Source organism: Sphingomonas sp. S2-65 (assembly GCF_021513175.1).
Taxonomy (GTDB): Bacteria; Pseudomonadota; Alphaproteobacteria; order Sphingomonadales; family Sphingomonadaceae; genus Sphingomonas.
The window spans coordinates 353,869-377,512 of sequence record NZ_CP090953.1; the positions used below are offsets into that span (position 1 = coordinate 353,869).

26 protein-coding genes are annotated in these 23,644 nt (G+C 65.1%); 25 read left to right on the plus strand and 1 reads right to left on the minus strand.

Annotated elements, in window-relative coordinates; genetic code table 11:
- Positions 1 to 53 precede the first annotated feature (53 nt).
- Entirely contained in the window at positions 54 to 1,244 is a 1,191-nt protein-coding gene (locus LZ586_RS01825) for a phosphoglycerate kinase (RefSeq protein WP_235078001.1), read from the plus strand.
- Positions 1,245 to 1,380: 136 nt separating this feature from the next.
- The gene (locus LZ586_RS01830) at positions 1,381 to 2,295 is read left to right on the plus strand and encodes a class I fructose-bisphosphate aldolase (RefSeq protein ID WP_235078002.1); all 915 of its coding nucleotides are present in this window, start codon (positions 1,381 to 1,383) and stop codon (positions 2,293 to 2,295) included.
- Positions 2,296 to 2,387: 92 nt separating this feature from the next.
- On the opposite strand, the gene LZ586_RS01835 is transcribed toward LZ586_RS01830, so the two are convergent.
- The gene (locus tag LZ586_RS01835) at positions 2,388 to 3,146 is read right to left on the minus strand and encodes a DUF72 domain-containing protein (protein WP_235078003.1); all 759 of its coding nucleotides are present in this window, start codon (positions 3,144 to 3,146) and stop codon (positions 2,388 to 2,390) included.
- Between LZ586_RS01835 and thiE the strand changes: the two genes are divergently transcribed.
- The 23 genes from thiE to LZ586_RS01950 all read left to right on the plus strand — a co-directional run bounded on the left by thiE (position 3,145) and on the right by LZ586_RS01950 (position 23,635).
- Entirely contained in the window at positions 3,145 to 3,843 is a 699-nt protein-coding gene (gene thiE, locus LZ586_RS01840) for a thiamine phosphate synthase (protein WP_235078004.1), read from the plus strand. The genes LZ586_RS01835 and thiE overlap by 2 nt on opposite strands.
- Positions 3,844 to 3,957: 114 nt before the next feature.
- Complete coding sequence (locus LZ586_RS01845) at positions 3,958 to 4,911, plus strand: L,D-transpeptidase family protein (protein ID WP_235078005.1); 954 nt, start codon at positions 3,958 to 3,960, stop codon at positions 4,909 to 4,911.
- A 4-nt stretch (positions 4,912 to 4,915) separates the two neighbouring features.
- Complete coding sequence (locus LZ586_RS01850; RefSeq protein ID WP_235078006.1) at positions 4,916 to 5,503, plus strand: M23 family metallopeptidase; 588 nt, start codon at positions 4,916 to 4,918, stop codon at positions 5,501 to 5,503.
- 75 nt (positions 5,504 to 5,578) lie between these two features.
- The gene (gene efp / locus LZ586_RS01855; protein ID WP_235078007.1) at positions 5,579 to 6,142 is read left to right on the plus strand and encodes an elongation factor P; all 564 of its coding nucleotides are present in this window, start codon (positions 5,579 to 5,581) and stop codon (positions 6,140 to 6,142) included.
- Entirely contained in the window at positions 6,142 to 6,459 is a 318-nt protein-coding gene (locus LZ586_RS01860; protein WP_235078008.1) for a cupin, read from the plus strand. The genes efp and LZ586_RS01860 overlap by 1 nt, the downstream gene beginning before the upstream one ends.
- A gap of 1 nt (position 6,460) precedes the next feature.
- Positions 6,461 to 7,282: an inositol monophosphatase family protein gene (locus LZ586_RS01865; RefSeq protein ID WP_235078009.1), complete on the plus strand. Its 822-nt coding sequence runs from the start codon at positions 6,461 to 6,463 to the stop codon at positions 7,280 to 7,282.
- A gap of 193 nt (positions 7,283 to 7,475) precedes the next feature.
- Positions 7,476 to 7,850, plus strand: coding sequence for an NADH-quinone oxidoreductase subunit A (locus tag LZ586_RS01870; RefSeq protein WP_235078010.1), 375 nt, complete (start codon positions 7,476 to 7,478; stop codon positions 7,848 to 7,850).
- A 23-nt stretch (positions 7,851 to 7,873) separates the two neighbouring features.
- Positions 7,874 to 8,389 (plus strand): NuoB/complex I 20 kDa subunit family protein, encoded by a 516-nt coding sequence (locus tag LZ586_RS01875; RefSeq protein ID WP_231030221.1) that lies wholly within the window; start codon positions 7,874 to 7,876, stop codon positions 8,387 to 8,389.
- Positions 8,386 to 9,291 carry an NADH-quinone oxidoreductase subunit C gene (locus LZ586_RS01880; protein ID WP_235078011.1) on the plus strand — a complete coding sequence of 302 codons (906 nt, stop codon included), beginning with the start codon at positions 8,386 to 8,388 and terminating at the stop codon, positions 9,289 to 9,291. The genes LZ586_RS01875 and LZ586_RS01880 overlap by 4 nt, the downstream gene beginning before the upstream one ends.
- The gene (locus tag LZ586_RS01885; RefSeq protein WP_413777310.1) at positions 9,288 to 10,523 is read left to right on the plus strand and encodes an NADH-quinone oxidoreductase subunit D; all 1,236 of its coding nucleotides are present in this window, start codon (positions 9,288 to 9,290) and stop codon (positions 10,521 to 10,523) included. Before LZ586_RS01880 ends, LZ586_RS01885 begins: the two co-directional genes overlap by 4 nt.
- Positions 10,523 to 11,194: a complex I 24 kDa subunit family protein gene (locus tag LZ586_RS01890; RefSeq protein WP_235078012.1), complete on the plus strand. Its 672-nt coding sequence runs from the start codon at positions 10,523 to 10,525 to the stop codon at positions 11,192 to 11,194. The genes LZ586_RS01885 and LZ586_RS01890 overlap by 1 nt, the downstream gene beginning before the upstream one ends.
- Positions 11,191 to 11,358: a hypothetical protein gene (locus tag LZ586_RS01895; RefSeq protein WP_235078013.1), complete on the plus strand. Its 168-nt coding sequence runs from the start codon at positions 11,191 to 11,193 to the stop codon at positions 11,356 to 11,358. Before LZ586_RS01890 ends, LZ586_RS01895 begins: the two co-directional genes overlap by 4 nt.
- Before the next feature lies 1 nt (position 11,359).
- Positions 11,360 to 12,664: an NADH-quinone oxidoreductase subunit NuoF gene (gene nuoF / locus LZ586_RS01900; protein WP_235078014.1), complete on the plus strand. Its 1,305-nt coding sequence runs from the start codon at positions 11,360 to 11,362 to the stop codon at positions 12,662 to 12,664.
- Complete coding sequence (locus LZ586_RS01905) at positions 12,661 to 13,275, plus strand: hypothetical protein (protein ID WP_235078015.1); 615 nt, start codon at positions 12,661 to 12,663, stop codon at positions 13,273 to 13,275. The genes nuoF and LZ586_RS01905 overlap by 4 nt, the downstream gene beginning before the upstream one ends.
- Before the next feature lie 2 nt (positions 13,276 to 13,277).
- Positions 13,278 to 15,299, plus strand: a complete 2,022-nt coding sequence (gene nuoG / locus LZ586_RS01910; protein WP_235078016.1) for an NADH-quinone oxidoreductase subunit NuoG — start codon at positions 13,278 to 13,280, stop codon at positions 15,297 to 15,299.
- Positions 15,296 to 16,354: an NADH-quinone oxidoreductase subunit NuoH gene (gene nuoH / locus LZ586_RS01915; RefSeq protein WP_235078017.1), complete on the plus strand. Its 1,059-nt coding sequence runs from the start codon at positions 15,296 to 15,298 to the stop codon at positions 16,352 to 16,354. The genes nuoG and nuoH overlap by 4 nt, the downstream gene beginning before the upstream one ends.
- On the plus strand, positions 16,351 to 16,836 hold the full coding sequence (nuoI, locus tag LZ586_RS01920) for an NADH-quinone oxidoreductase subunit NuoI (RefSeq protein ID WP_235078018.1): 486 nt from the start codon (positions 16,351 to 16,353) through the stop codon (positions 16,834 to 16,836). Before nuoH ends, nuoI begins: the two co-directional genes overlap by 4 nt.
- Positions 16,837 to 16,896: 60 nt before the next feature.
- On the plus strand, positions 16,897 to 17,508 hold the full coding sequence (locus LZ586_RS01925) for an NADH-quinone oxidoreductase subunit J (RefSeq protein WP_235078019.1): 612 nt from the start codon (positions 16,897 to 16,899) through the stop codon (positions 17,506 to 17,508).
- On the plus strand, positions 17,505 to 17,810 hold the full coding sequence (nuoK, locus tag LZ586_RS01930; protein ID WP_184083463.1) for an NADH-quinone oxidoreductase subunit NuoK: 306 nt from the start codon (positions 17,505 to 17,507) through the stop codon (positions 17,808 to 17,810). Before LZ586_RS01925 ends, nuoK begins: the two co-directional genes overlap by 4 nt.
- Positions 17,810 to 19,924, plus strand: a complete 2,115-nt coding sequence (gene nuoL, locus LZ586_RS01935; protein ID WP_235078020.1) for an NADH-quinone oxidoreductase subunit L — start codon at positions 17,810 to 17,812, stop codon at positions 19,922 to 19,924. Before nuoK ends, nuoL begins: the two co-directional genes overlap by 1 nt.
- Complete coding sequence (locus LZ586_RS01940) at positions 19,921 to 21,489, plus strand: NADH-quinone oxidoreductase subunit M (protein WP_235078021.1); 1,569 nt, start codon at positions 19,921 to 19,923, stop codon at positions 21,487 to 21,489. The genes nuoL and LZ586_RS01940 overlap by 4 nt, the downstream gene beginning before the upstream one ends.
- Positions 21,489 to 22,934, plus strand: coding sequence for an NADH-quinone oxidoreductase subunit NuoN (gene nuoN / locus LZ586_RS01945; RefSeq protein ID WP_235078022.1), 1,446 nt, complete (start codon positions 21,489 to 21,491; stop codon positions 22,932 to 22,934). Before LZ586_RS01940 ends, nuoN begins: the two co-directional genes overlap by 1 nt.
- On the plus strand, positions 22,931 to 23,635 hold the full coding sequence (locus LZ586_RS01950; protein WP_235079699.1) for a biotin--[acetyl-CoA-carboxylase] ligase: 705 nt from the start codon (positions 22,931 to 22,933) through the stop codon (positions 23,633 to 23,635). Before nuoN ends, LZ586_RS01950 begins: the two co-directional genes overlap by 4 nt.
- Positions 23,636 to 23,644: the final 9 nt, after the last annotated feature.

The following is a 23,644-nucleotide window of genomic DNA, read 5'->3' on the forward strand; positions in this document are numbered from 1 at the left end:
ACCCCCTTCCGCTACGCGGAAGGGGAGTGAATACGATAGGGCAGGGCAGGTAAATGGCGCGCAATTTCAAGACGCTCGACGACATGGGCAATATCGCCGGCAAGCGGGTGCTGGTCCGCGAGGATCTGAACGTGCCGATGGCCGACGGCGCGGTTAGTGACGACACGCGGCTGCGTGCCGCGGTGCAGACCGTCGCCGAGCTGTCGGACAAGGGCGCGATCGTGCTGGTCCTCGCCCATTTCGGCCGTCCCAAGGCGCCGACGCCTGACCTGTCGCTGGCGCAGCTCACCAAGCCGTTCTCCGAAGTGCTCGGGCGGCCGGTGCGCTATATCGACTGGGAAGGCGCGGCGGAGAACGTGGCGATGCTGCAGCCGGGCGACATCGCCTTGCTTGAGAATACCCGCTTCTTCGGCGGTGAAGAGAAGAACGATCCCGCAGTAGTGGCGCGCTTCGCGGCGCTGGGCGACCTGTACGTCAACGACGCATTCTCCGCCGCGCACCGGGCGCACGCCTCGACCGCCGGGCTGGCGCATGCGCTCCCGGCCTTTGCCGGGCGACAGATGGAGGCCGAACTCGACGCACTGGACAAGGCGCTGGGCAATCCCGAGCATCCGGTTGCGGCAGTGGTGGGCGGAGCCAAGGTGTCGACCAAGCTCGACGTGCTCAAGCATCTGGTGGCCAAGGTCGATCACCTGATCATCGGCGGCGGCATGGCCAACACCTTCCTTGCCGCGCGCGGCGTGAATGTCGGCAAGTCGCTGTGCGAGCATGACCTGACCGGTACCGCCGAGGAAATCCTGGACGCGGCCGACAAGGCGAGCTGCACCGTGCACCTGCCCTATGACGTCGTGGTGGCGAAGGAGTTCGCGGCCAACCCGCCGTCGCTGCGCACCGTCAACGTCCACGAAGTCGCGGCGGACGAGATGATCCTGGACGTCGGTCCCGCGGCGACCGAGGCGCTGGCCGACGTGCTCAAGACCTGCAAGACGCTGGTGTGGAACGGGCCGCTGGGCGCGTTCGAGACGCAGCCGTTCGACGCGGCGACCGTCGCGCTGGCGCGGACCGCGGCGGCGCTGACCACCGAAGGATCGCTGGTGTCGGTGGCGGGCGGTGGCGACACCGTCGCGGCGCTGAACCAGGCGGGTGTCGCCGGGCAGTTCAGCTTCGTATCCACGGCGGGCGGTGCCTTCCTGGAATGGATGGAAGGCAAGGAGCTTCCCGGCGTCGCGGCGCTGGCGCGCTGAAGCGCGAGGCGCGCTTGCCGTTAAGTGCCAGGAGTCACTGGGTACGAATTTCTAAGGCGTCAGCGTTGTCAGCGGTGTCGCCTCGGGAAGCGGTGCGGTACAGCCGCGCGATCGGCCACGAATCCTTGGGGACATCATGAGCATCACGCCTGCCGTCAAAGCCATTCTCGCCAACTATGAATCCGACAATCCCGGCGTGAAGGCGAACCTTGCCCGCATCCTGATGCAGGGGCGGCTGGGCGGTACCGGCAAGCTGGTGATTCTGCCCGTCGACCAGGGCTTCGAGCATGGGCCGGCACGCAGCTTCGCGATCAACCCGGACGCGTACGATCCGCACTACCACTTTCAGCTGGCGATCGATGCCGGCCTGTCGGCCTATGCCGCGCCGCTGGGGATGATCGAGGCGGGCGCAGACACCTTTGCCGGGCAGATCCCGACGATCCTGAAGGTCAACAGCTCGAACAGCTGGGCTACATCGATCAGCCAGGCGCAGACCGGCAGCGTCGAAGACGCGCTGCGGCTGGGCTGCGCGGCGATCGGCTTCACCATCTATCCCGGTTCGGACGGCATCTTCGACGCGATGGAGCAGATCGCGGCGCTGTCGGCAGAGGCGAAGTCGGTAGGCATCGCAACCGTCATCTGGTCGTATCCGCGCGGCGGCGACATTTCCAAGGCGGGCGAGCTGGCGCTCGATGTCGGCGCCTATGCCGCGCACATGGCGGCGCTGCTGGGAGCGCACATCATCAAGGTGAAGCTGCCGAGCGACCATATCGAACAGAAGGATGCGCAAAAGGCGTATGAGGGCACCGACTGGTCCGCGCAGTCCGAGCGCGTGCGGCACGTCGTGAAATCATGCTTCAGCGGGCGCCGCATCGTCGTGTTCTCGGGGGGTGCGTCCAAGGGCGAGGACGCGGTGTACCAGGACGCACGCGACATTCGCGATGGCGGCGGCAATGGCTCGATCATCGGCCGCAATACGTTCCAGCGCCCGCGTGCCGAAGCGATCGCGATGCTCGACAAGCTGGTGCGCATCTACAAGAACGAGGAATAAACTTCCCGCCGCTCTGGCGGCTTGGTTGGAGAGGATGCAGGCGGCGGCAGCGGGCACAGACCCGCGCCGCCGTTTTCGCTGCCGACTCCTGGCTAACCGGTAGATCCCATCAACTGGCGGACCATTGCCTTCAGCGTCTGTGCGTCGTGAATGGCATGGGCATCGATGTCGTTGTTGAAATAAGCCCAGACCTCCCGGCCACCCCGGGCCTCGCCAGCCATCCAGTCGGCCCAGGCGAGCAGGCGTTCGTCCGAGTAGCGGCCCCAATATTTGCCAACCCCGCCATGGAAGCGGACATAGGCGATCGGCCCGACCGCGATCTCGGGGCTCTGCAGGTCAGGCATGTCGTGTGCGCAGAAGCTGGCGCCGTGACGGTCCAGCAGCGCGAAGACCTCGTCGGTGTACCAGCTCTTGTCGCGAAACTCAAAGACGTTGGTCACGTCCTTGGGGGCAAGGTGCAGGAAGCTGTCGAGCCGCTCGAGGTTGACGCGGAAGCGGGGTGGGAGCTGGTAGAGGATGGGCCCAAGCGAGGCGCCCAGATGCCGGAACGGGGGCATCATCCGCGCGAGCGGTTCTTCGCAATCCTTGAGCTTCTTGGCCTGGGTGAGGAAGCGGTTCGCCTTCACCGCATAGCGGAAGCCGGGCGGGGCTTGCGCTGCCCAGGCGTCGAACGTCTCGGCCTTAGGCAGGCGGTAGAAGCTGTTGTTGATCTCCACCGTGTCGAAATGCTCGGCATAGAAGGCGAACCAGTTCTTGACCGCGAGCTTGTCGGGGTAGAAGCGGCCACGCCAATGCGGGTAGATCCAGCCGGAACACCCGATGTGAATTGTCGCGGACCCGGAGCCTTGCATGAACGATCCTGAAATTGTCGACCTGGACGAAGAGAACGCACTGGCGGGCTTTGCGGACAATTTCGTGCGCGACAGCCGCCGTCCGGCCTGCCAGCTCTACCTGATCTCGCCACTGGACGTGGAAGGCGCGTTTGCGGATCGGCTGGCACGGGCACTGGATGCCGGCCCGGTTGCCGCGTTCCAGTTCCGAGTGAAGGACGTCGACCAGCATGAGGCGGCCCGGCTGGCCGAGCCGTTGCAGCGCATCTGTTCCGACCGCGACGTGGCGTTCATCGTCAACGACAGCATCAGCCTCGCCAAGCGGCTCGGCGCCGACGGCGTGCATCTGGGGCAGGAGGACGGCGATCCACGCGAGGCGCGCTCGGTGCTCGGGCCCTCGGCGCAGGTCGGGGTCACCTGCCACGGCAGCCGCCACCTGGCGATGGAGGCCGGCGAGGCGGGGGCGGACTATGTCGCGTTCGGCGCCTTTTATCCCACCACGACCAAGGAAGCGCGTCACCGGGCGGAAACCCCGCTGCTGAGCTGGTGGACGACGGTGTTCGAGATCCCGTGCGTGGCGATCGGCGGGATCACGCCGGATAATGCAGCGCCGCTGGTGGCTGCGGGCGCGGACTTCGTCGCGGCATCCGGTGCAGTGTGGGGCGGGGACGAGGCGGCAGCAGTGAGGGCGTTTGCCGAGGTGTTAAAGGGGCCATAAGGAAACAAAGACCGGCTTCGCGTCGTTCTTCCTGCTGACTTAGGTTGGTTGGAGTAGCTTGTGCGTAAATTGGTCGGTGTTGCTTCTCTTGCCTTGATCTCCCTTGCGCCTGCGGTGGCGCAGCAACCCCGATCCAAGGCAAAGCCGCCGATCGACTGGACGGTGATGCACGCGCAGGTGATCCTCGATCGGCTGGGCTTTTCACCGGGGATCATCGACGGGCGCGAGGGCCAGTCGCTGACGGCGGCGCTGAAGGGTTTCCAGGAAGCGCGCGGGCTGAAGACGAGCGGCGAACTCGATCGCCCGACGCTGGGCGCGCTGCACCAGTATCGCGAATGGCGGCCGGTGGTGAAGATGGCGGTGCCCGACGCGGCGCTGCAGGGGTTCTTCGTCAACCCGGTGCCCAAGGATCCCGAGGAGCAGGCCAAGCTGCCGTCGATCGGCTATAGCCGTCCGCTCGAGAAGATGGGCGAGATGTTCCACACCACGCCCGACGTGCTGGTGGAGCTGAACCCGGGTGCGGGCAAGATCGCGCAGGGCGCGGTGTTCGTGTTCCCGAACGTGGCGGCGCAATCGCGCGACTATCGCGGCGAGTCGCTGAAGCCCGAGTGGAAGCTGACGCTGAGCGAGCTCAATGTCGACGCGAACCAGCCCGCAGGCGACCATCTGGTGGTCGACAAGTCGGAGAAGGTGCTCAAGGTCTTCGACAAGGACGACAAGCTGGTCGCCCAGTTCACTGCGTCGATGGGCAGCGAGCACGACCCGCTGCCGATCGGCACGTGGAAGATCAACGTCGCCGATACCAACCCCAAATTCCACTTCAACCCGGACCTGTTCTGGGATGCCAAGGCAGGCGATGAAAAGACGCTCCTGCCACCGGGGCCGAACGGGCCGGTAGGCGTGGTGTGGCTCGATCTGTCCAAGGAGCATTACGGCATCCACGGCACGCCCGAGCCGCAGAATATCGGACGCACCGAAAGCCATGGCTGCATTCGCCTGGCCAATTGGGACGCGGCGCGGCTGGCGCTGATGATCAAGCCTGGTGCGAAGGCGGTGTTCCAGGAGTGATGCGATGACGCGTGGCAGGTGGATCGGCTGGGGATTGGCGGCGCTGCTGCTGGCCTCAGCCGTTGGCTATCTGTCGCTGGTGCGGATCACAGTACTGCCGGCGGACCAGGCGCGCCCGGCCGTGGCGGTTCCTCAGCGGATCGAGGCGGAGCCGGTCGACCGGCAGCCGCTGGTGCTGCCGGTGGCGGGCGTCACTCGCCGCCAGCTGAGCGACACCTGGGGGCAGAGCCGTGGCGGCGGTGCCCGGGAACATCATGCGATCGACATCCTCGCGCCGCGCGGCACGCCGGTACTCGCCGCAGCGAGCGGGCGCGTCGAGAAGATCTTCGAAAGCGGCAATGGCGGGCACACGGTCTATGTCCGGCTGCCCGACGCGCGCACGGTCCATTATTATGCGCATCTCGACCGCTATCTCACCGCTGAGGGCCAAGTGGTGCGGCAGGGGCAGGCGATCGCGACGGTGGGCGACACCGGCAGCGCTGCCGGCACGCCGCACCTGCATTTCGAGATCAAGACGATGCGCCCGGGCGAGCGCTGGTGGCAGGGCGACAACGTCAACCCGTACCCGCTGCTGATGCGCGGCGGGGACTGAGCGGCGCTTGCGACGTTGGCCGTGCCCGGCTAAGGGGCCGGCTTCGGCTCTTTCTCAGCTTACAGGTCTCGGATCATGAAGATCAGCGGCGTGGACATCCGTCCCGGCAACATCATCGAATATGAAGGCGGCATCTGGCGCGCCGTTAAGATTCAGCACACCCAGCCCGGCAAGGGCGGGGCATACATGCAGGTCGAGCTCAAGAACCTGCGCGACGGACGGAAGAACAACGTCCGCTTCCGCTCGGCGGAGTCCGTGGAGCGCGTGCGGCTCGACACCAAGGATTTCCAGTTCCTGTTCGCGGATGGCGACGTGCTGACGTTCATGGACAAGATCACCTATGACCAGACCACGCTGCCGCGCGATCTGCTCGGCGACGCCGCGGCGTTCCTGCAGGACGGCATGGACGTGGTGATGGAGCTGTATGACGAGGATCCGATCAGCGTGCAGCTGCCCGACACGATCGAAGCGACGATCGTCGAGGCCGACGCGGTGGTGAAGGGGCAGACCGCCTCTTCGTCGTACAAGCCGGCCGTGCTCGACAACGGCGTGCGCATCATGGTCCCCCCGCACATCGCGTCGGGAACCCGCATCGTCGTCGACGTGTACGAACAGACCTATGTCCGCCGCGCGGACTGATGCCCAAGATCATCCAAGACGCGCGTAGCTTCCGGGCCCAACGCCCGTGGGGTGCCCGCGATTTGGTGGAGATTGAAGGCGCGACCGCGCGCTTGCATTGGGCCGACCAGCCGTACCAGTGGCACATCAACGATGGCGCAGAGTTGTTTTGCGTGATCGATGGTGTTGTCGATATGCATTACCGGCTGGACGGCGGAGAACATGTCGCTCGGCTTGGTGCGGGCGACATGTTTGTGGCGGACGTCGGCGACGAGCACGTCGCACATCCCGTGGGCGAAGCCCGCATCCTGGTTTTCGAGCGCAAGGGCTCTGTATAAAATGGTAGCGCATTCCGGCATCATCACCGTCATCGAGCGCGCCGCCCGTAAGGCGGGGCCGCAGCTGCGGCGTGACTTTAACGAGGTCCAGCACCTTCAGGTGAGCCGGAAGGGGCCTGCCGACTTCGTGTCGATGGCCGACCGCCGCGCCGAAGACACGCTGATCGAGGAACTCCAGAGGGCGCGTCCGGACTGGGGCTTCCTGGTCGAGGAGCGCGGCGAGATCGCCGGCGATCCCGACCTGCCGCGCTGGATCATCGATCCGCTCGACGGAACGTCCAACTTCCTTCACGGCATCCCGCATTTCTGCATGTCGATCGCGGTGGAAGACCCTCGGGGCACGCAGGGCAAGCCCGAGATCACCCATGGCTATATCTACCAGCCGCTGACCGACGAGAGCTTCTGGGCCGAGAAGGGGCGGGGCGCCTGGCTGCAGGACCAGCGGCTGCGCGTCTCGGCGCGCCGCGAGCTGCCCGATGCGCTGATCGCCACGGGCATCCCGTTCATGGGACATGGCAATTTCGCCGAATGGACTCGGATCTTCGGCGCAGTGGCGCCCGAAGTGGCGGGCATTCGCCGCCTGGGCGCCGCTGCGCTGGATCTCGCCTGGGTCGCCGCCGGGCGCTTCGACGGTTTCTGGGAATCGGATCTGAAGCCGTGGGACGTCGCGGCGGGCATGCTGCTGGTCAAGGAAGCCGGCGGCTTCGTCACCGACTATCGCGGCCAGGACATGGCGAACGAGCGGAACCAGTATCTGGCCGCCAACGACGTGCTGCATTCCAAGCTGCACAAGCTGGTCGCGGGCGCGCTGCGCAACAAGTGATCTGAACCGGCGGTTCAGGCTGCCGGATCCTTCGATTGGCATGCCAGGCGCTGCCGTTCGCGGTGGCGCCTGTTTGCATGCGCAACGATGCCGCCCCTTATTATTGCGAGTGATTCTCACGGGTTCCGGCCCTTGCCGCACCCTCCCCATCGGCCTAAAGCCCACCTCAAATTCCGCAGTCGCGAGAAGGCCCTTGGTCGATCTGATTCAATATCTGCCGATCCTCCTGTTCCTGGGAGTGGCATTGGTGCTGTCGAGCGCCTTCGTGTTCCTGCCGATGGCGGTTGGGCGCCTCACCGGCGCGCACAAGCCGACTCCGGAGAAGCTCACGGAATATGAGTGCGGCTTCCCGGCGTTCGAGGACTCGCGCAGCCAGTTCGACGTGCGTTTTTATCTCGTTGCCATTCTGTTCATCGTCTTCGATCTCGAGGCTGCCTTCCTATATCCTTGGGCAGTCAGCGTGTTTGATCTCGGCTGGACCGCCTGGATCTCGATGATGATCTTCATTGCCGAGCTGGCGCTCGGCCTGGTTTATGCTTGGAAGAAAGGTGCGTTGGAGTGGGAGTAGAACTCAGCCCGACCCAGCCGCAAATGGCTCCGGGGACGCTCCCCAATCCTGCGTTTCTCGACGACATCAACGCCGAGATCGGCGACAAGGGCTTCTTGGTCACCTCGACCGAGGAGCTGTTCCAGTGGGCGCGCACGGGCTCGCTGTGGTGGATGACCTTTGGCCTGGCGTGCTGCGCGGTCGAGATGATCCACGTCAACATGCCGCGCTATGACATGGAGCGCTTCGGTGCCGCCCCCCGCGCGTCTCCGCGCCAGTCCGACGTGATGATCGTCGCGGGCACGCTGTGCAACAAGATGGCTCCTGCGCTGCGCCGCGTCTACGATCAGATGTCCGAGCCCAAATACGTGATCTCGATGGGATCGTGTGCGAATGGCGGCGGCTATTACCACTATAGCTACAGCGTCGTGCGCGGCTGCGATCGCATCGTGCCGGTCGACATCTATGTCCCGGGGTGCCCGCCGACTGCCGAGGCGCTGCTCTATGGCGTGATGCAGCTGCAGCGGAAGATCCGCCGCATCGGGACGCTGGAACGGTGAAGGCGCCGGCTCCCCGCTACGCGTCGAATGATGGCGTGATCGAGGCCGCACAGGCGGCGCTCGGCGACGCGATCGTCGAGGCCAAGGATGCCGTGGGCGAAGTGTCGCTGACGGTGACGCGCGACCGGCTGGTCGACGTCATGATCGCGCTGCGCGATACGCCGGGCCTTGAGTATCAGATGCTCATGGAGATCGCCGGTGCGGACTATCCGCAGCGGCCTGAGCGGTTCGACATCGTCTATCATCTGCTGAGCCTCACTCGGAACCACCGCATCCGCGTGCGCGTGATGACCGACGAGGAGCAAGCGGTGCCCTCCGTGACCGAGCTTTGGCCGGTCGCCGGCTGGCTCGAGCGCGAAGTGTACGACCTCTACGGCGTGCTGTTCGACGGCAACATGGACCTTCGCCGCATCCTGACCGACTATGGCTTCCAGGGGCATCCGCTCCGGAAGGACTTCCCGATGACCGGGTATGTCGAGATGCGCTATTCCGAGGAAGCCAAGCGCGTCGTCTATGAGCCCGTCAACCTGGCGCAGGACTTCCGCAACTTCGACTTCATGAGCCCGTGGGAAGGCGCTGCGTACGTGCTGCCGGGCGACGAGAAGTCGACTGGTGCAGGCCCTGCCGATACGCCGCAGTCCAAGTCCGCGCCCGCGCCGACTCCGGCTGGCGTGCCGCCGGTGCCGCAGGAAAAGGGCGCGCCCACGCCGGTCACCGCCGATGATGTGGTGAAGGCGGGCGACGCGGCATCGAAGGATGTCGAGCCGCAGGCCAAGCGCGCGAAGACCGACGATGGTGCGGGAAGCACCGGCGCTGGCCAGAGCGAACCTGGCAACCAGCCCGAGCAGAAGCCGAAGGACCCCGATGTCATGCCTAGCAAGGGCGAGGGTCAGAACCAATGACCGACACCGTCGAAGCGATGATGGAACGCGACACCGTCAAGGACCCGAACACGGGTGACGTCGCGATCCAGAACTACACGATCAATTTCGGGCCGCAGCATCCGGCGGCGCACGGCGTGCTGCGCCTGGTGCTCGAGCTGGACGGCGAGATTGTCGAGCGTGTCGATCCGCATGTCGGGCTGCTCCATCGCGGCACCGAGAAGCTGATCGAGTACAAGACCTACACCCAGGCGCTGCCGTATTTCGACCGCTTCGACTATTGCTCGCCGATGGCGATGGAGCACAGCTATGTGCTCGCGGTCGAGAAGCTGCTCGACCTGGAAGTGCCGATCCGCGCCCAGTATCTGCGGGTGTTCTTCGCCGAGCTGACTCGCATCAAGAACCATATGCTGAACCTGGGTTCGCACGTCATGGACGTGGGCGCGATGACGCCCAATCTGTGGCTGTTCGAGCTGCGCGAAGACTGCATGAACTTCTATGAGCGCGCCAGCGGTGCGCGCATGCATGCGAACTGGTTCCGCGTCGGCGGCGTCCGCCAGGACGTGCCGTTGAAGCTGCTGACCGACATCGCCGACTGGCTCGACACCCGACTGCCGCGGCTGTTCGAGGACGCGATCAGCCTGGTGGCGGAGAACCGCATCTTCAAGCAACGCAACGTCGACATCGCGGTGGTGAGCCGCGAGGATGCGATCCGCTGGGGCTTCTCCGGTCCGATGATCCGTGCGGCTGGCATTCCCTGGGACATCCGCCGGTCGCAGCCCTATGACGTGTACGACCGGGTCGAGTTCGACATTCCCGTCGGCACGCGCGGCGACTGCTACGACCGGTTCATGGTGCGCGTGGAGGAGGTCCGCCAGTCGGCGCGGATCATGAAGCAGTGCCTCCAGCAGATGCCCGAAGGGCCGGTGAAGAGCCTCGACAACAAGGTCGTGCCGCCGTCGCGCGGGGCGATGAAGCAGTCGATGGAAGCGCTGATCCACCACTTCAAGCACTTCACCGAGGGCTTCCACGTGCCCGAAGGCGAAGTCTATGTGGCGACCGAAAGCCCGAAGGGCGAGTTCGGCGTGTATCTGGTGAGCGACGGCAGCAACAAGCCGTATCGCTGCAAGGTGCGTCCGACGGCGTTCAGCCATCTTCAGGCAATGGACTTCATGTCCAAGGGCCACATGCTCGCGGACACCACCGCGATCCTGGGCGCGATGGATATCGTTTTTGGTGAATGTGATCGCTAATGGCTGACGCACCCCAACTCCCCGGCGAAGCCGAGACCCGCGCGCGCTGGGGCAATTTCGCCTGGACGCAGGCGAATGCCGACAAGGCGCGCGAGATCATGGGCCGCTATCCGGCGGGCCGGCAGATGTCGTGCACGATCCCGTTCCTCGATCTGGCCCAGCGCCAGGTCGGCGCCGAGACCAACACCCAGGGCTGGCTGCCGGTGCCGGTGATCGAGTTCGTCGCGCGCGAGCTGGAGATGCCCTATATCCGCGTGTTCGAGGTCGCGACCTTCTACACTATGTTCAACCTGGCGCCGGTCGGCCGCTATCATGTGCAGGTGTGCGGCACGACGCCATGCATGCTGCGCGGGTCGGACGACGTGCTGGCGGCGTGCAAGAGCCGCGGCATGAAGAAGGGCCACACCACCGAGGACGGGATGTTCACGCTCTCCGAGGTCGAGTGCCTGGGCAATTGCGCGTCGGCGCCGATGGTGCAGATCAACGACGATAACTACGAAGACCTGACCTATGATCGCACGCTGGCGATCCTCGACCGGTTGGCCGGCGGCGATCAGCCCAAGACGGGCACGCAGGAGCCGGGTCGCCACACGGTGGAGCCGGTCGGCGGCCCGACCTCGCTGACCGCGATGGTGACCGAGAACCACGATTATCGGGGTGAGTGGGCATGAACGGTTCCAACAAGAACCTGGTCGTCACCATTTTGGCGATCATCGGCGCGATCGTCGTTGCGGGTTGGGTGCTCAAGATCACCTTCAACCTTTTGGGGCCGCTGCTGCTGATCGCCGTCGGGGTGCTGATCTATATGATGTTCTTCAAGAAGGGCGCCCGCTGAGATGCTCGCCGACAAGGATCGCATCTTCACCAATCTCTATGGCTATCAGCCGTGGAACCTGTCGTCGGCGCGGATGCGCGGTGATTGGGACAATACCGCCCAGCTGATGCAGCTGGGGCAGGACACGATCATCGACCGCATCAAGGCCTCGGGCCTGCGCGGGCGGGGCGGGGCAGGCTTCCCGACCGGCACCAAATGGTCGTTCATGCCCAAGGAGCCGAGCCCGACGCGGCCGAACTTCCTGGTGATCAACGCCGACGAATCCGAGCCGGGTTCGTGCAAGGACCGCGAGATCATCCGCCACGATCCGCACAAGCTGATCGAAGGCGCGCTGATCGCTGGCTTCGCGATGCGCGCGCGCGCGGCCTATATCTACATTCGCGGCGAATATATCCGCGAGGCCGAGACGCTGTTCGCAGCGGTGGCCGAGGCGTATGACGCCGGGCTGATCGGGCGCAACGCGTCGGGCTCCGGTTATGACTTCGACGTGTTCGTGCACCGCGGTGCCGGCGCCTATATCTGCGGTGAAGAGACCGCGATGCTCGAAAGCCTGGAGGGCAAGAAGGGCCAGCCACGGCTAAAGCCGCCCTTCCCGGCGGGTGCGGGCCTTTATGGCTGCCCGACCACGGTGAACAATGTCGAGTCGATCGCAGTCGCCCCGACGATCCTGCGGCGCGGTCCCGAGTGGTTTTCGAGTTTCGGGCGCGAGAACAACAAGGGCACCAAGCTCTTCCAGATCTCGGGCCATGTCGAGAAGCCGTGCGTGGTCGAGGAAGCGATGAGCATCCCGTTCCGCGAACTGATCGAAAAGCATTGCGGCGGCATTCGCGGCGGCTGGGACAATCTGCTCGCGGTGATTCCGGGCGGGTCGTCGGTGCCGCTGGTGCCCGCCGCCGAGATCATGGACGTACCGATGGATTTCGACGGCCTGCGCGCGGTCGGCTCCGGGCTCGGCACCGCCGCGGTGATCGTCATGGACAAGTCCACCGACATCGTTCGCGCGATCAGCCGGCTCTCCTATTTCTACAAGCATGAGAGCTGCGGCCAGTGCACGCCATGCCGTGAGGGCACCGGCTGGATGTGGCGGGTGATGGAGCGGCTGCGCACCGGCGACGCCGATGTCAGCGAAATCGACACGCTCCAGCAGCTCACCAAGCAAGTTGAGGGTCACACGATCTGCGCGCTCGGTGATGCCGCCGCCTGGCCGATCCAGGGCCTGATCCGCCATTTCCGCCCCGAGATCGAACGGCGGATCCACGAGAAGCAGGGTGGTGGCTTGGCCACGATGCAGGAGGCTGCCGAATGAACGGGCTCGTGCTTCTCGGCATGATCCTGGCGGCACCGGCTTCCGCGCAGGTCGGGGGCGGGCAGTCCGGCGTATCGACCTCGACGCCGGCTACCAACATGCGCCCGTTCCAGGAACTGCGGAACTTCGGCACCTGTTACGCGCGCAATCAGCCCAAGGACGCGCTACGCATCATCGCGACGGAGCCCGGCTCCGCCGACGAAAAGAACGTGCTGGGCAAGTTGATCTACGGCGAGCACACGACCTGCATGTTTGGCGGCACGAAGATGTCGATGCCGCCTGTGTTCGCGCGCGGCGCTATCGCTGAAGGACTATTGACCTCCGACGGCGTTCCCGAGACATACCGGCTTTCGGCGCCTGCCATCGGTGAGGCCAAGGATCTTCACGGCGTGGCGCGATGCTACACCAACGGACATCGCAGCGAAGTCGGCAAGCTACTTTCGACGCGGGCGGGCAGCCCGGAAGAAGTCAAAGCCGTAGCGGGCCTATGGGACGACTTCAGAGCATGTATGCCAGGTTTTAAAGTGCGCTTGAACGCACCCTGGATCCGTTTCCTGTTGGCTGAGGCGCTGTTGCGCCTCCCGCCGGAAACGCCCCGGGCAGGAGGTTAATTGTGCCTAAGGTAAAGGTAGACGGAATCGAAGTGGAGGTGCCCCAGGGGGCCACCGTGCTTCAGGCGTGCGAAGCCGCGGGCAAGGAAATCCCGCGCTTCTGCTATCATGAGCGGCTGTCGATCGCCGGCAATTGCCGGATGTGCCTGGTCGAAGTGAAGCCCGGGCCGCCCAAGCCGCAGGCCTCGTGCGCGCTGCCGGCCGCCGACAACCAGGAGATCCGCACCGACAGCGCGATGGTGAAGGCCGCGCGCGAAGGCGTGATGGAGTTCCTGCTGATCAATCACCCGCTCGATTGCCCGATCTGCGACCAGGGCGGCGAGTGCGACCTGCAGGACCAGAGCCTGGCCTATGGCCGGAGCCACTCGCGCTACACCGAGAACAAGCGCGCGGTGACCGAGAAATATATGGGTCCGATCATCAAGACGATCATGACCCGCTGCATCCAGTGCACGCGCTGCGTCCGCTTCGGCGAGGAAGTGGCCGGGGTGGAGGATATCGGCGCGATCTATCGCGGCGAGGACATGCAGATCACGACCTATCTGGAAAAGGCGTTCAAGAGCGAGCTTTCGGGCAACGCGGTCGACCTGTGCCCGGTCGGCGCGCTGACCCACAAGCCGGTGGCGTTTGAATATCGCCCCTGGGAGCTCCGCCGGAACCTGTCGATCGACGTCATGGACGCGGTCGGCACCAACATCCGTGCCGACAGCCGTGGACGCCAGGTGATGCGGGTGCTCCCGCGGATCAACGAGGACGTCAACGAGGAGTGGGCGCACGACAAGACCCGCTACCATGTCGATGGCCTGGTACGCCGCCGGCTCGACCGTCCGTTCGTCCGCAAGGATGGCAAGCTGGTCCCGGTCAGCTGGGACGAGGCGTTCGATGCGATTGCCGCAGTGGCGAAGGACGCGGGTTCGAGCGTCGCCGCGATCGCCGGCGACCTGCTCGATTGCGAGACGATGTTCGCCGCCAAGTCGCTGTTGAAGGCGATGGGCTCCGACCTGATCGAGAGCCGCCAAACCGGCATGTCGTACGAGGTGTCGAGCCTGGGCGCGGTGGCGTTCAACCCAACCATTGTCGGCGTCGAGGATGCCGATGCGATCCTGCTGATCGGCACCAACCTGCGCTGGGAAGCGCCGCTGATCAACACCCGCATCCGCAAGGCGATCAAGAAGGGCGCCAAGGTCTTCGCGATCGGGCCCGAACTGGACCTGACCTACAAGGTCGAATGGCTGGGCAATGATCTGGGCATCCTCGGCACGTTGCCGGAGTCGCTGGCGCAGGCGTTCGACGATGCCAAGCGCCCGCTGGCGATCGTCGGCCCGGGGGCGTTGGCCAAGGGTCATGGCGCCGCTCTGGCGTTCGCCAAGTCGGCCAATCTCGTGCGCACGCTCGAGGACGGAACGAGCTGGAACGGCTTCGGCGTGATCCACACCGCGGCGGCGCGCATGGGCGCGCTGATGCTCGGCTTCGCGCAGAAGGGCGGCATGGGCGACATCTTCCGCGCCGCGCCCAAGCTGACCTTCTTCCTGGGGGCCGACGAAGCCGACTTTGCGATGTTCGCGAACAGCTTCAAGGTGTTCATCGGTCATCACGGCGACAAGGGCGCGCATCACGCCGACGTGATCCTGCCCGCCGCGACCTATGCCGAGAAGCCGGGCACCTATGTGAACCTGGAAGGCCGCGTGCAGCGCGCCGACCGTGCGGTGTTCCCGGTGGGCGACGCGCGCGAGGACTGGACGATCCTGCGCGCCTTGTCCGAGAAGCTTGGCCGCACGCTGACCTTCGACAGCTTCGAGGAGCTGCGCGCGGCGATGGCCGCCGAAGTGCCTGCGCTCGGCGCGGAAGGTCTGGTCAGCTATCCCTGGGACGCGCCGGCGCTTTCCGCCGATGCCGAGGGGCCGATCGCCTATCCGATCCAGGACTTCTATCTCACCAACGCCATCTGCCGGGCGTCGCCGACGATGCAGCGCTGCTCGGCTGAACTGCTCCACGGCGAAGACTTTGCGGAGGCTGCGGAATGACCTCCTGGTTCACCGGTTTCCTGCCTTATGGCTGGGCGTGGTTCCTCGCCACGATCATCGACATCCTGGTCATCGCGCTGCCGCTGATGCTGGCCGTGGCGATGATCATCTATGCCGATCGCAAGATCTGGGCGGCGATGGCGCTGCGACGCGGCCCCAATGTCGTCGGGCCGTTCGGCCTCATGCAGAGCTTCGCCGACGGGCTGAAGGTGTTCCTGCAGGAAACCATCATCCCGTCGAGCGCGAACAAGGGTCTGTTCCTGCTTGCCCCGATCATCACCTTCACGGTCGCGCTGATCGTGTGGGCAGTGGTTCCGTTCCAGGCCGGCGTAGCGCTCTCCAGCATCAATGTCGGATTGCTCTACGTACTCGCCGCCTCGTCGCTGGGCGTCTATGGCGTGATCCTCGCGGGCTGGTCGTCCAACTCCAAATACCCGTTCTACTCCGCGATCCGCGCGGCGGCGCAGATGGTGAGCTATGAAGTCTCGATCGGCTTCGTGCTGATCTCGGTCGTACTGTGGGCGGGCACCTTCAACCTGGGCGGCATCGTCGAGGCGCAGCGTGGGTCGGCGATCTTCGGATGGGTAAACGGTTTCGTCGCGAACCCGCTGCTCTTCCCGATGTGGGTGGTGTTCCTGATCTCGTCGATGGCGGAAACACAGCGCGCGCCCTTCGATATCGCCGAGGCCGAGTCCGAACTCGTCGCCGGGTACCAGACCGAGTATTCGTCGATGGCGTTCGCGCTGTTCTGGTTGGGTGAGTACGCCAACGTCCTCCTGATGTGCGCGCTCAACGCGACATTGTTCTGGGGCGGCTATCTTCCGCCGCTCAATATCGACCTGATCCCCTGGTTCGATATCCCCGGCATTCTGTGGCTGTTCGGCAAGATCCTGTTCTTCTTCTTCATCTTCAGCTGGGTCCGCGCCACGGTGCCGCGCTACCGCTACGACCAGCTGATGCGGCTGGGCTGGAAGATTTTCCTGCCGCTGTCGCTGTTCTTCGTCTTCCTCGTTTCCGGGTTCCTGATGTGGACCCGTGTCGGAGTCCCCGCATGAGCGTCGCTCAGATCATCCGCTCCTACACGCTCTGGGAGTTCCTCAAGGCGCACTGGCTGACCTTGCGGTACTTCTTCAAGGCCAAGGCGACGATCAACTATCCGTACGAGAAGAACCCAGTCAGTCCGCGCTTCCGCGGCGAGCATGCGCTGCGCCGCTATGCGAACGGCGAAGAGCGCTGCATCGCGTGCAAGCTGTGCGAGGCGGTGTGCCCGGCGCTGGCGATCACGATCGAGGCCGAACCGCGCGAGGACGGCAGCCGCCGCACCACGCGCTACGACATCGACATGACCAAGTGCATCTATTGCGGCCTGTGCCAGGAAGCATGCCCGGTCGACGCGATCGTCGAGGGTCCAAACTTCGAATTCTCGACCGAGACCCGCGAAGAGCTGATCTATCAGAAGGACAAGCTGCTCGCGAACGGCGACCGCTGGGAGCGCGCGATCGCCGCGAACCTTGCCGCCGATGCACCGTACCGTTAAGCGCGCGCCAACAGTGGGACGCATGATGATTCACCATCCTCAGGCAAAGGCGGCGGTCGCGTGATCCAAGCCCTGGCCTTTTACCTCTTCGCGATCGTGGTGTGCCTCTCGGGCGCGCTCACGATCCTGTCGCGCAACCCGGTGCACAGCGTGCTGTGGCTGATCCTGGCGTTCTTCAATGCCGCCGGGCTGATGGTGCTCGCGGGCGCGGAGTTCATCGCGATGCTGCTGGTCATCGTCTATGTCGGCGCGGTCGCCGTGCTGTTCCTGTTCGTCGTGATGATGCTCGACATCGACTTCGCGGAATTGCGCTCGGGCGTGATGCGGTACGCCGCCGTGGGCCTGGCGCTCGCCGTCGCGCTGGTCGCCGAGATCATCATTGCGATTGGTGCCTGGAGCGCCGGCGGGCTCGAGATGAGCCGCCGCGCCGCACCGATCGTGTCGGAGGTGCCCAACATCGAGGCAATCGGCCGGCTGCTCTACACCCGCTATTTGTTCATCTTCGAAGGCGCCGGCCTTGTGCTGCTCGTCGCGATGATCGGCGCGATCGTGCTGACCTACCGCCAGCGCAGTGACGTTCGCCCGCAGAATGTCAGCCACCAGATCAACCGCCGCTCGAAGGATGCGACCCGCAACATGAACCCGGGCGTGGGCGAGGGGATGCAGCTGTGATCGGTGTCACCCACTATCTCGTCGTCTCGGCGATCCTGTTCACTTTGGGGGTGCTCGGCATCTTCATGAACCGCAAGAACCTGATCGTCATCCTGATGGCGATCGAGCTCATCCTGCTGGCCGTGAACCTGAACCTGGTCGCCTTCTCGGCGGCGCTGGGGGATCTGGTCGGCCAGGTATTCGCCATGTTCGTGCTGACCGTCGCTGCCGGTGAGGCGGCGATCGGTCTGGCAATCCTCGTCATCTATTTCCGCGGTCGTGGCACGATCTCGGTCGACGACGTCAATCGGATGAAGGGCTGATGTCGCCGATCCTCGCAATCACATTCCTGCCGCTGATCGCTGCGATCGTCGGTGGGTTCGCCAACAAGTCGTTCGGCACCGCCTTTCCGAAGCTGGTGACGACGGGCGCGCTGCTCATCGCCTGCGCGCTGTCCTGGACGGTCTTCCTTCCGTTCCTCAATGGCACCGCCGAAGCAACGGTCACTCCGGTGCTGCACTGGCTCACCTCGGGCACGATGAGCTTCGCCTGGGAGCTGCGCGTCGACGCGCTCACTGCGGTCATGCTCGTGGTGGTGACCAGCGTCTCGGCGCTCGTCCACATCTATAGCTGGGGCTATATGAGCGAGGACCCGGATCAGCCGCGGTTCTTCGCCTATCTCTCGCTGTTCACTTTCGCGATGCTGATGCTCGTGACGGCGAACAATCTGGTGCAGATGTTCTTCGGCTGGGAAGGCGTGGGTCTAGCTTCGTACCTGCTGATCGGCTTCTGGTTCCGCAAGCCCAGCGCGCAGGCTGCTGCGATCAAGGCATTCGTCGTCAACCGCGTCGGCGATCTGGGCTTCATGCTCGGCATCTTCGGCACCTTCCTGGTGTTCGGCACCGTCTCGATCCCCGAGATTCTGGCGGCAGCGCCGAACATGGCCGGTTCGACCATCGGCTTCCTCGGCGCGCGCTTCGACACGATGACCGTGCTTTGCCTGCTGCTGTTCGTCGGCGCGATGGGCAAATCGGCGCAGCTCGGCCTGCACACCTGGTTACCCGACGCGATGGAAGGCCCGACCCCGGTGTCGGCGCTGATCCACGCCGCGACCATGGTCACCGCGGGCGTGTTCATGGTGTGCCGCATGTCGCCGATGTTCGAGATGAGCCCGGTGGCGATGGGCGTGGTCACCTTCGTGGGTGCCGCGACCTGCTTCTTCGCGGCGACCGTCGGCACAACGCAGACCGACATCAAGCGCGTGATCGCCTATTCGACCTGCTCGCAGCTCGGGTATATGTTCTTCGCCGCGGGCGTGGGCGCCTATGGCGCGGCGATGTTCCACCTGTTCACGCACGCCTTCTTCAAGGCGTTGCTGTTCCTGGGTGCCGGCTCGGTGATCCATGCGATGCATCACGAGCAGGACATGCGCTTCTATGGCGGCCTGCGTAAGCACATCCCGGTGACGTTCTGGACGATGATGGCGGGCACGCTCGCGATCACCGGTGTCGGCATCCCCGGCATCTTCGGCTTCGACGCGATCGGCTTTGCCGGCTTCCACTCGAAGGACGCGATCATCGAAGCGAGCTGGGCTGCAGGTGCGTCGAGCGCCTTCTGGGTCGGCGTGTTCGTGGCGCTGCTGACGAGCTTCTATTCGTGGCGCGTCGTGTTCCTGACCTTCTATGGCAAGCCGCGCTGGGCGGGCTCCGAGCACATTCAGCATGCGGTGCACGATGCGCATGGTCACGGCCATGACTCGCATGACACTCACGGGCATGGCAGCGAAGACGCCAACGCGCCCGCGCAGGAGGACTCCGGTCACCACGCGCCGAGCACCAGCCATGCGCTCCACGATCACGCACCCGAAGGGACGGCGGGCTATCATCCGCATGAAAGCCCGATCGTGATGCTGATCCCGCTGCTGGTGCTTACCCTCGGTGCGATTGCCGCGGGCTTTGTGTTCCACGGCTTCTTCATCGAGCCCGAGGCCGGCGAGCGTTTCTGGAAGGGCTCGCTGTTCTTCAACGAGCATTTGATGCACGCGATGCACGGAGTGCCCCTGGGCGTGAAGCTGTCGGCAACCATCGCCATGCTGCTCGGCCTCGGCATCTCCTGGTACACCTATGTGGTGAAGCCGGGTCTCGCGACGGCGATCGCGGAGCATATCCGCCCGCTCTACACCTTCCTGCTCAACAAGTGGTATTTCGACGAACTGTACAACTTCCTGTTCGTCCGGCCGGCGTTCGCCATCGGCCGTCTGCTCTGGAAGGCGGGTGACGAAAAGACCATCGACCGCTTCGGCCCCAATGGGCTCGCCAATGTCGTCCGCGTGGGCAGCATCGGTGCGGTGAAGCTGCAATCGGGATATCTTTATACTTATGCGTTCATCATGCTGATCGGCCTCACCGCGGCGCTGACCTGGGTGATCGCAGGATGAGCGGTTTCCCGATCCTCTCCGTCATGCTCGCGGTGCCGACGATCGCGGCGATCGCCTGCCTGTTCGCCGGCGACAAGGGCGCGCGCTGGATTGCGCTTGCCGCGACGCTGATCGACCTCGCGCTCGGCATCCTGCTCTGGTCGGACTTCCAGATGGGTGCGGGCGCGGCGCAATGGCAGTTCGTCGAGCATGTTCCGCTATTCGATCTGGGCACCGCCCAGTTTGCCTGGGCGCTCGGCATCGACGGCTATGCGCTGATGCTGATCGTCCTCTCGGTCTTCCTGATGCCGATCTGCATCGGGGCGAGCTGGGAAGCGATCCAGAAGCGTGTGCCGGAATATATGGCAGCGTTCCTGCTGACCGAAGTGCTGATGATCGGCACCTTCGCGGCCCAGGACCTGTTCCTGTTCTACGTCTTCTTCGAAGGCGGCCTGATCCCGATGTTCCTGATCATCGGCATCTGGGGCGGCGCGAACCGGATCTACGCGTCGTACAAGTTCTTCCTGTACACGCTGCTCGGCTCGCTGCTGATGCTCGTCGCTATGATCGCGATGGTGCTGATGACCGGCACCACCTCGATCCCCGCGCTGATGGCGTACGACTTCCCGCCGCAGATGCAGACCTGGCTATGGCTGGCCTTCTTCGCCTCGTTCGCGGTCAAGATGCCGATGTGGCCGGTCCACACCTGGCTTCCCGACGCGCACGTGCAGGCGCCGACCGCGGGCTCGGTGATCCTGGCGGGCGTGCTGCTGAAGCTTGGCGGCTATGGCTTCCTGCGCTTCTCGCTGCCGATGTTCCCCGAAGCGTCGGCGCAGCTGATGTGGCTGGTCTTCACGTTGTCTTGCGTCGCAGTGGTCTACACCTCGCTCGTCGCACTCGTGCAGAGCGACATGAAGAAGCTGATCGCCTATTCGTCGGTCGCGCACATGGCGATCGTCACCATGGGCCTGTTCGCCTTCAACCCGCAGGGGATCGAAGGCGCGATGATGGTCATGCTCGGCCACGGCCTGGTATCGGGCGCGCTGTTCCTGTGCGTCGGCGTCATCTACGACCGGCTGCACACCCGTGAGATCAACCGCTATGGCGGCCTGGCGATCAACATGCCGCGCTACGCCGTGCTGTTCCTGCTGTTCACGATGGCCTCGGTCGGCCTGCCGGGCACCAGCAACTTCGTCGGCGAGTTCCTCGGCCTGGCCGGCGTCTATCGGGTCTCGACGATCACGGCGCTGGTCGGCACGACCGGCATCATCCTGGGCGCAGCCTATATGCTGTATCTGTTCCGTCGCGTCGTTTGGGGCGACCTGACCAAGGACGACGTCAAGGCGATGCCGGACCTGTCGCTGCGTGAGATCGCGCTGCTGGCTCCGATCGCTGCGGCCGTCCTGTGGATGGGCGTCTATCCGGAGAGCTTCCTGGCGCCGATGCGCGCCGACACTGCCCGTCTCGTCGCGCGCCTCGAGCGTGCCGCGCCGGCTGGTGACTCCAAACCGACCCCGGGCCACCCGGCAGCGCCTGCACACGGCGAAGCCCATGGTGCTGCTCCCGCGCATGGGGGTGCGCACTGATGGATTATTCGTTGCAACTGCTGATGACCCTGCCCGAGCTGGTGCTCGCGGTCGGCTCGATTGTGTTGATGCTGGTGGCTGCCTGGGGCGGGCACCAGTCGACCAAGCTGGTCAGCTGGGCGGCGATCGCCGTGCTGATCGGCGCCGGCATCGCCCTGATGGGTCCGGCATCGTCGGGCGGCAGCGCCTTTGACGGTCTTTATCGCGCCGACATGTTCGCCGCCTTCAGCAAGGCGCTGATCTATGTCGCCGCCGCCGTGTCAATCCTGATCGCGCCGCGCTTCTTCGAGCATACTTCAGGCGACGACCTGCGGCCGGAATATCCGGTGCTGATCCTGCTTTCTACGGCGGGTATGGGCATGATGGTGTCGGCTGGCGACATGCTGACGCTCTATGTCGGCCTCGAAATGCTCAGCCTGTCGAGCTATGTGCTCGCCAGCTTCATGCGACGCGATGCGCGCTCCGCCGAAGCCGGCCTCAAATACTTCGTGCTTGGGGCGCTGGCGTCGGGCATCCTGCTCTATGGCATCAGCCTGGTGTACGGCTTCTCGGGCACGACGCTGTTCGACGGCATCGCCTCGGCTTATGCCGGCGAGCGCTCGATCGGCCTGCTGTTCGGCCTGGTGTTCGTATTCGCCGGTCTCGCTTTCAAGATGAGCGCGGTGCCGTTCCACATGTGGACGCCGGACGTCTATGAAGGTGCGCCGACCCCGGTGACCGCGTTCTTCGCCTCGGCACCTAAGGTCGCCGCAGTCGCACTCGCCGTCCGCGTGGCGATCGAGGCGATGGGCCCGGCGCTGCACGACTGGCGCCAGATCGTGATCTTCGCATCGCTTGCCTCGATCATTCTTGGCGCGGTTGCGGCGATCGGCCAAACCAACGTCAAGCGGCTGCTCGCTTATTCCTCGATCAACAATGTCGGCTTCGCGCTGATCGGCCTCGCCGCGGGCACCGAGCAGGGTGTGTCGGGCGTGCTGACCTATATGGCGATCTATGTCGTGATGACGATCGGCAGCTTCCTGGTCGTGCTGCAGATGCGTGGTCCTGACGGCGAGCCGATCGAGGACATCGCCAGCCTGGCCGGCATGTCGCGCACGCGGCCCGGCCTGGCTGCGGCGCTGGCGATCTTCATGTTCAGCCTCGCGGGGATCCCGCCGCTGCTCGGCTTCTTCGCCAAGCTCGCGGTGTTCGTCGCGGCGGTGCAGGCCGGCCTGATCGTCTTCGCGGTGATCGGCGCCGCAGCGTCCACGATCGGCGCGTATTACTATCTGCGCATCGTCAAGACGATGTACTTCGACGAACCGGCGGCTGCCTTCCACGGCAAGCCCGGCGTGATCGAGGGCGGGCTGATCGCACTGACCGCGGCGGTGATCTCGCCGCTTGGCTGGGTCCTGCTGCTGCCACTCGGCGCCTGGACGACGCTCGCGGCAAGGGCGCTCTTCTGACGCCACCGGTTCGGTCCGTCGCCGAGACGGGCTCCACCAACGCCGACGTCGCCGACCTCGCGCGACGCGGTGCGGAGGAGGGGCTTTGGCTCCGCGCCGAGCGGCAGAGCGCGGGCAAGGGGCGCCAGGGGCGCGCCTGGGTTTCGCCTGCGGGCAACCTGTACGCCAGCACCTTGATCCGGTTGCGTCCGAGCGATCCCGCCGCGGCGACGCTTGCGCTGGTGGCGGCGGTTGCGCTGGAGGAAGCGGTTCGCGCCTTCGGGGTGCATGCTACGCTGAAGTGGCCGAACGATCTGCTCGTCGATGGCGCAAAGCTGTCGGGTATTCTGTTGGAGCGCGTCGACGACGCCGTGATCATTGGATTCGGCGTCAACCTGAGCGAGGCGCCGCAGCATCTCGATCGTGCTGCAACCAGCATGGCCCTTCATGGGGCTGCGCCGGATCCTCAACTATTCGCCGAAACCCTGGCGGAGTGCTTCGCCCGCTGGCTGGCGCGGTGGCGCGGCGAAGGCCTGGCGGTGGTGCGCGACCGCTGGATCGCGCATGCGCATCCGCTCGGCACGCCGCTGACCGCGCGGCTTGCTGACGGCACGAGCTTGGACGGGCTGTTCGACGGCCTCGATGCAGGCGGTGCGCTGATGCTCCGCTTGGCGGATGGCTCGCTGCGTGTCATTCACGCGGCCGACGTGTTCCTGCTGTAGGAGGCTATA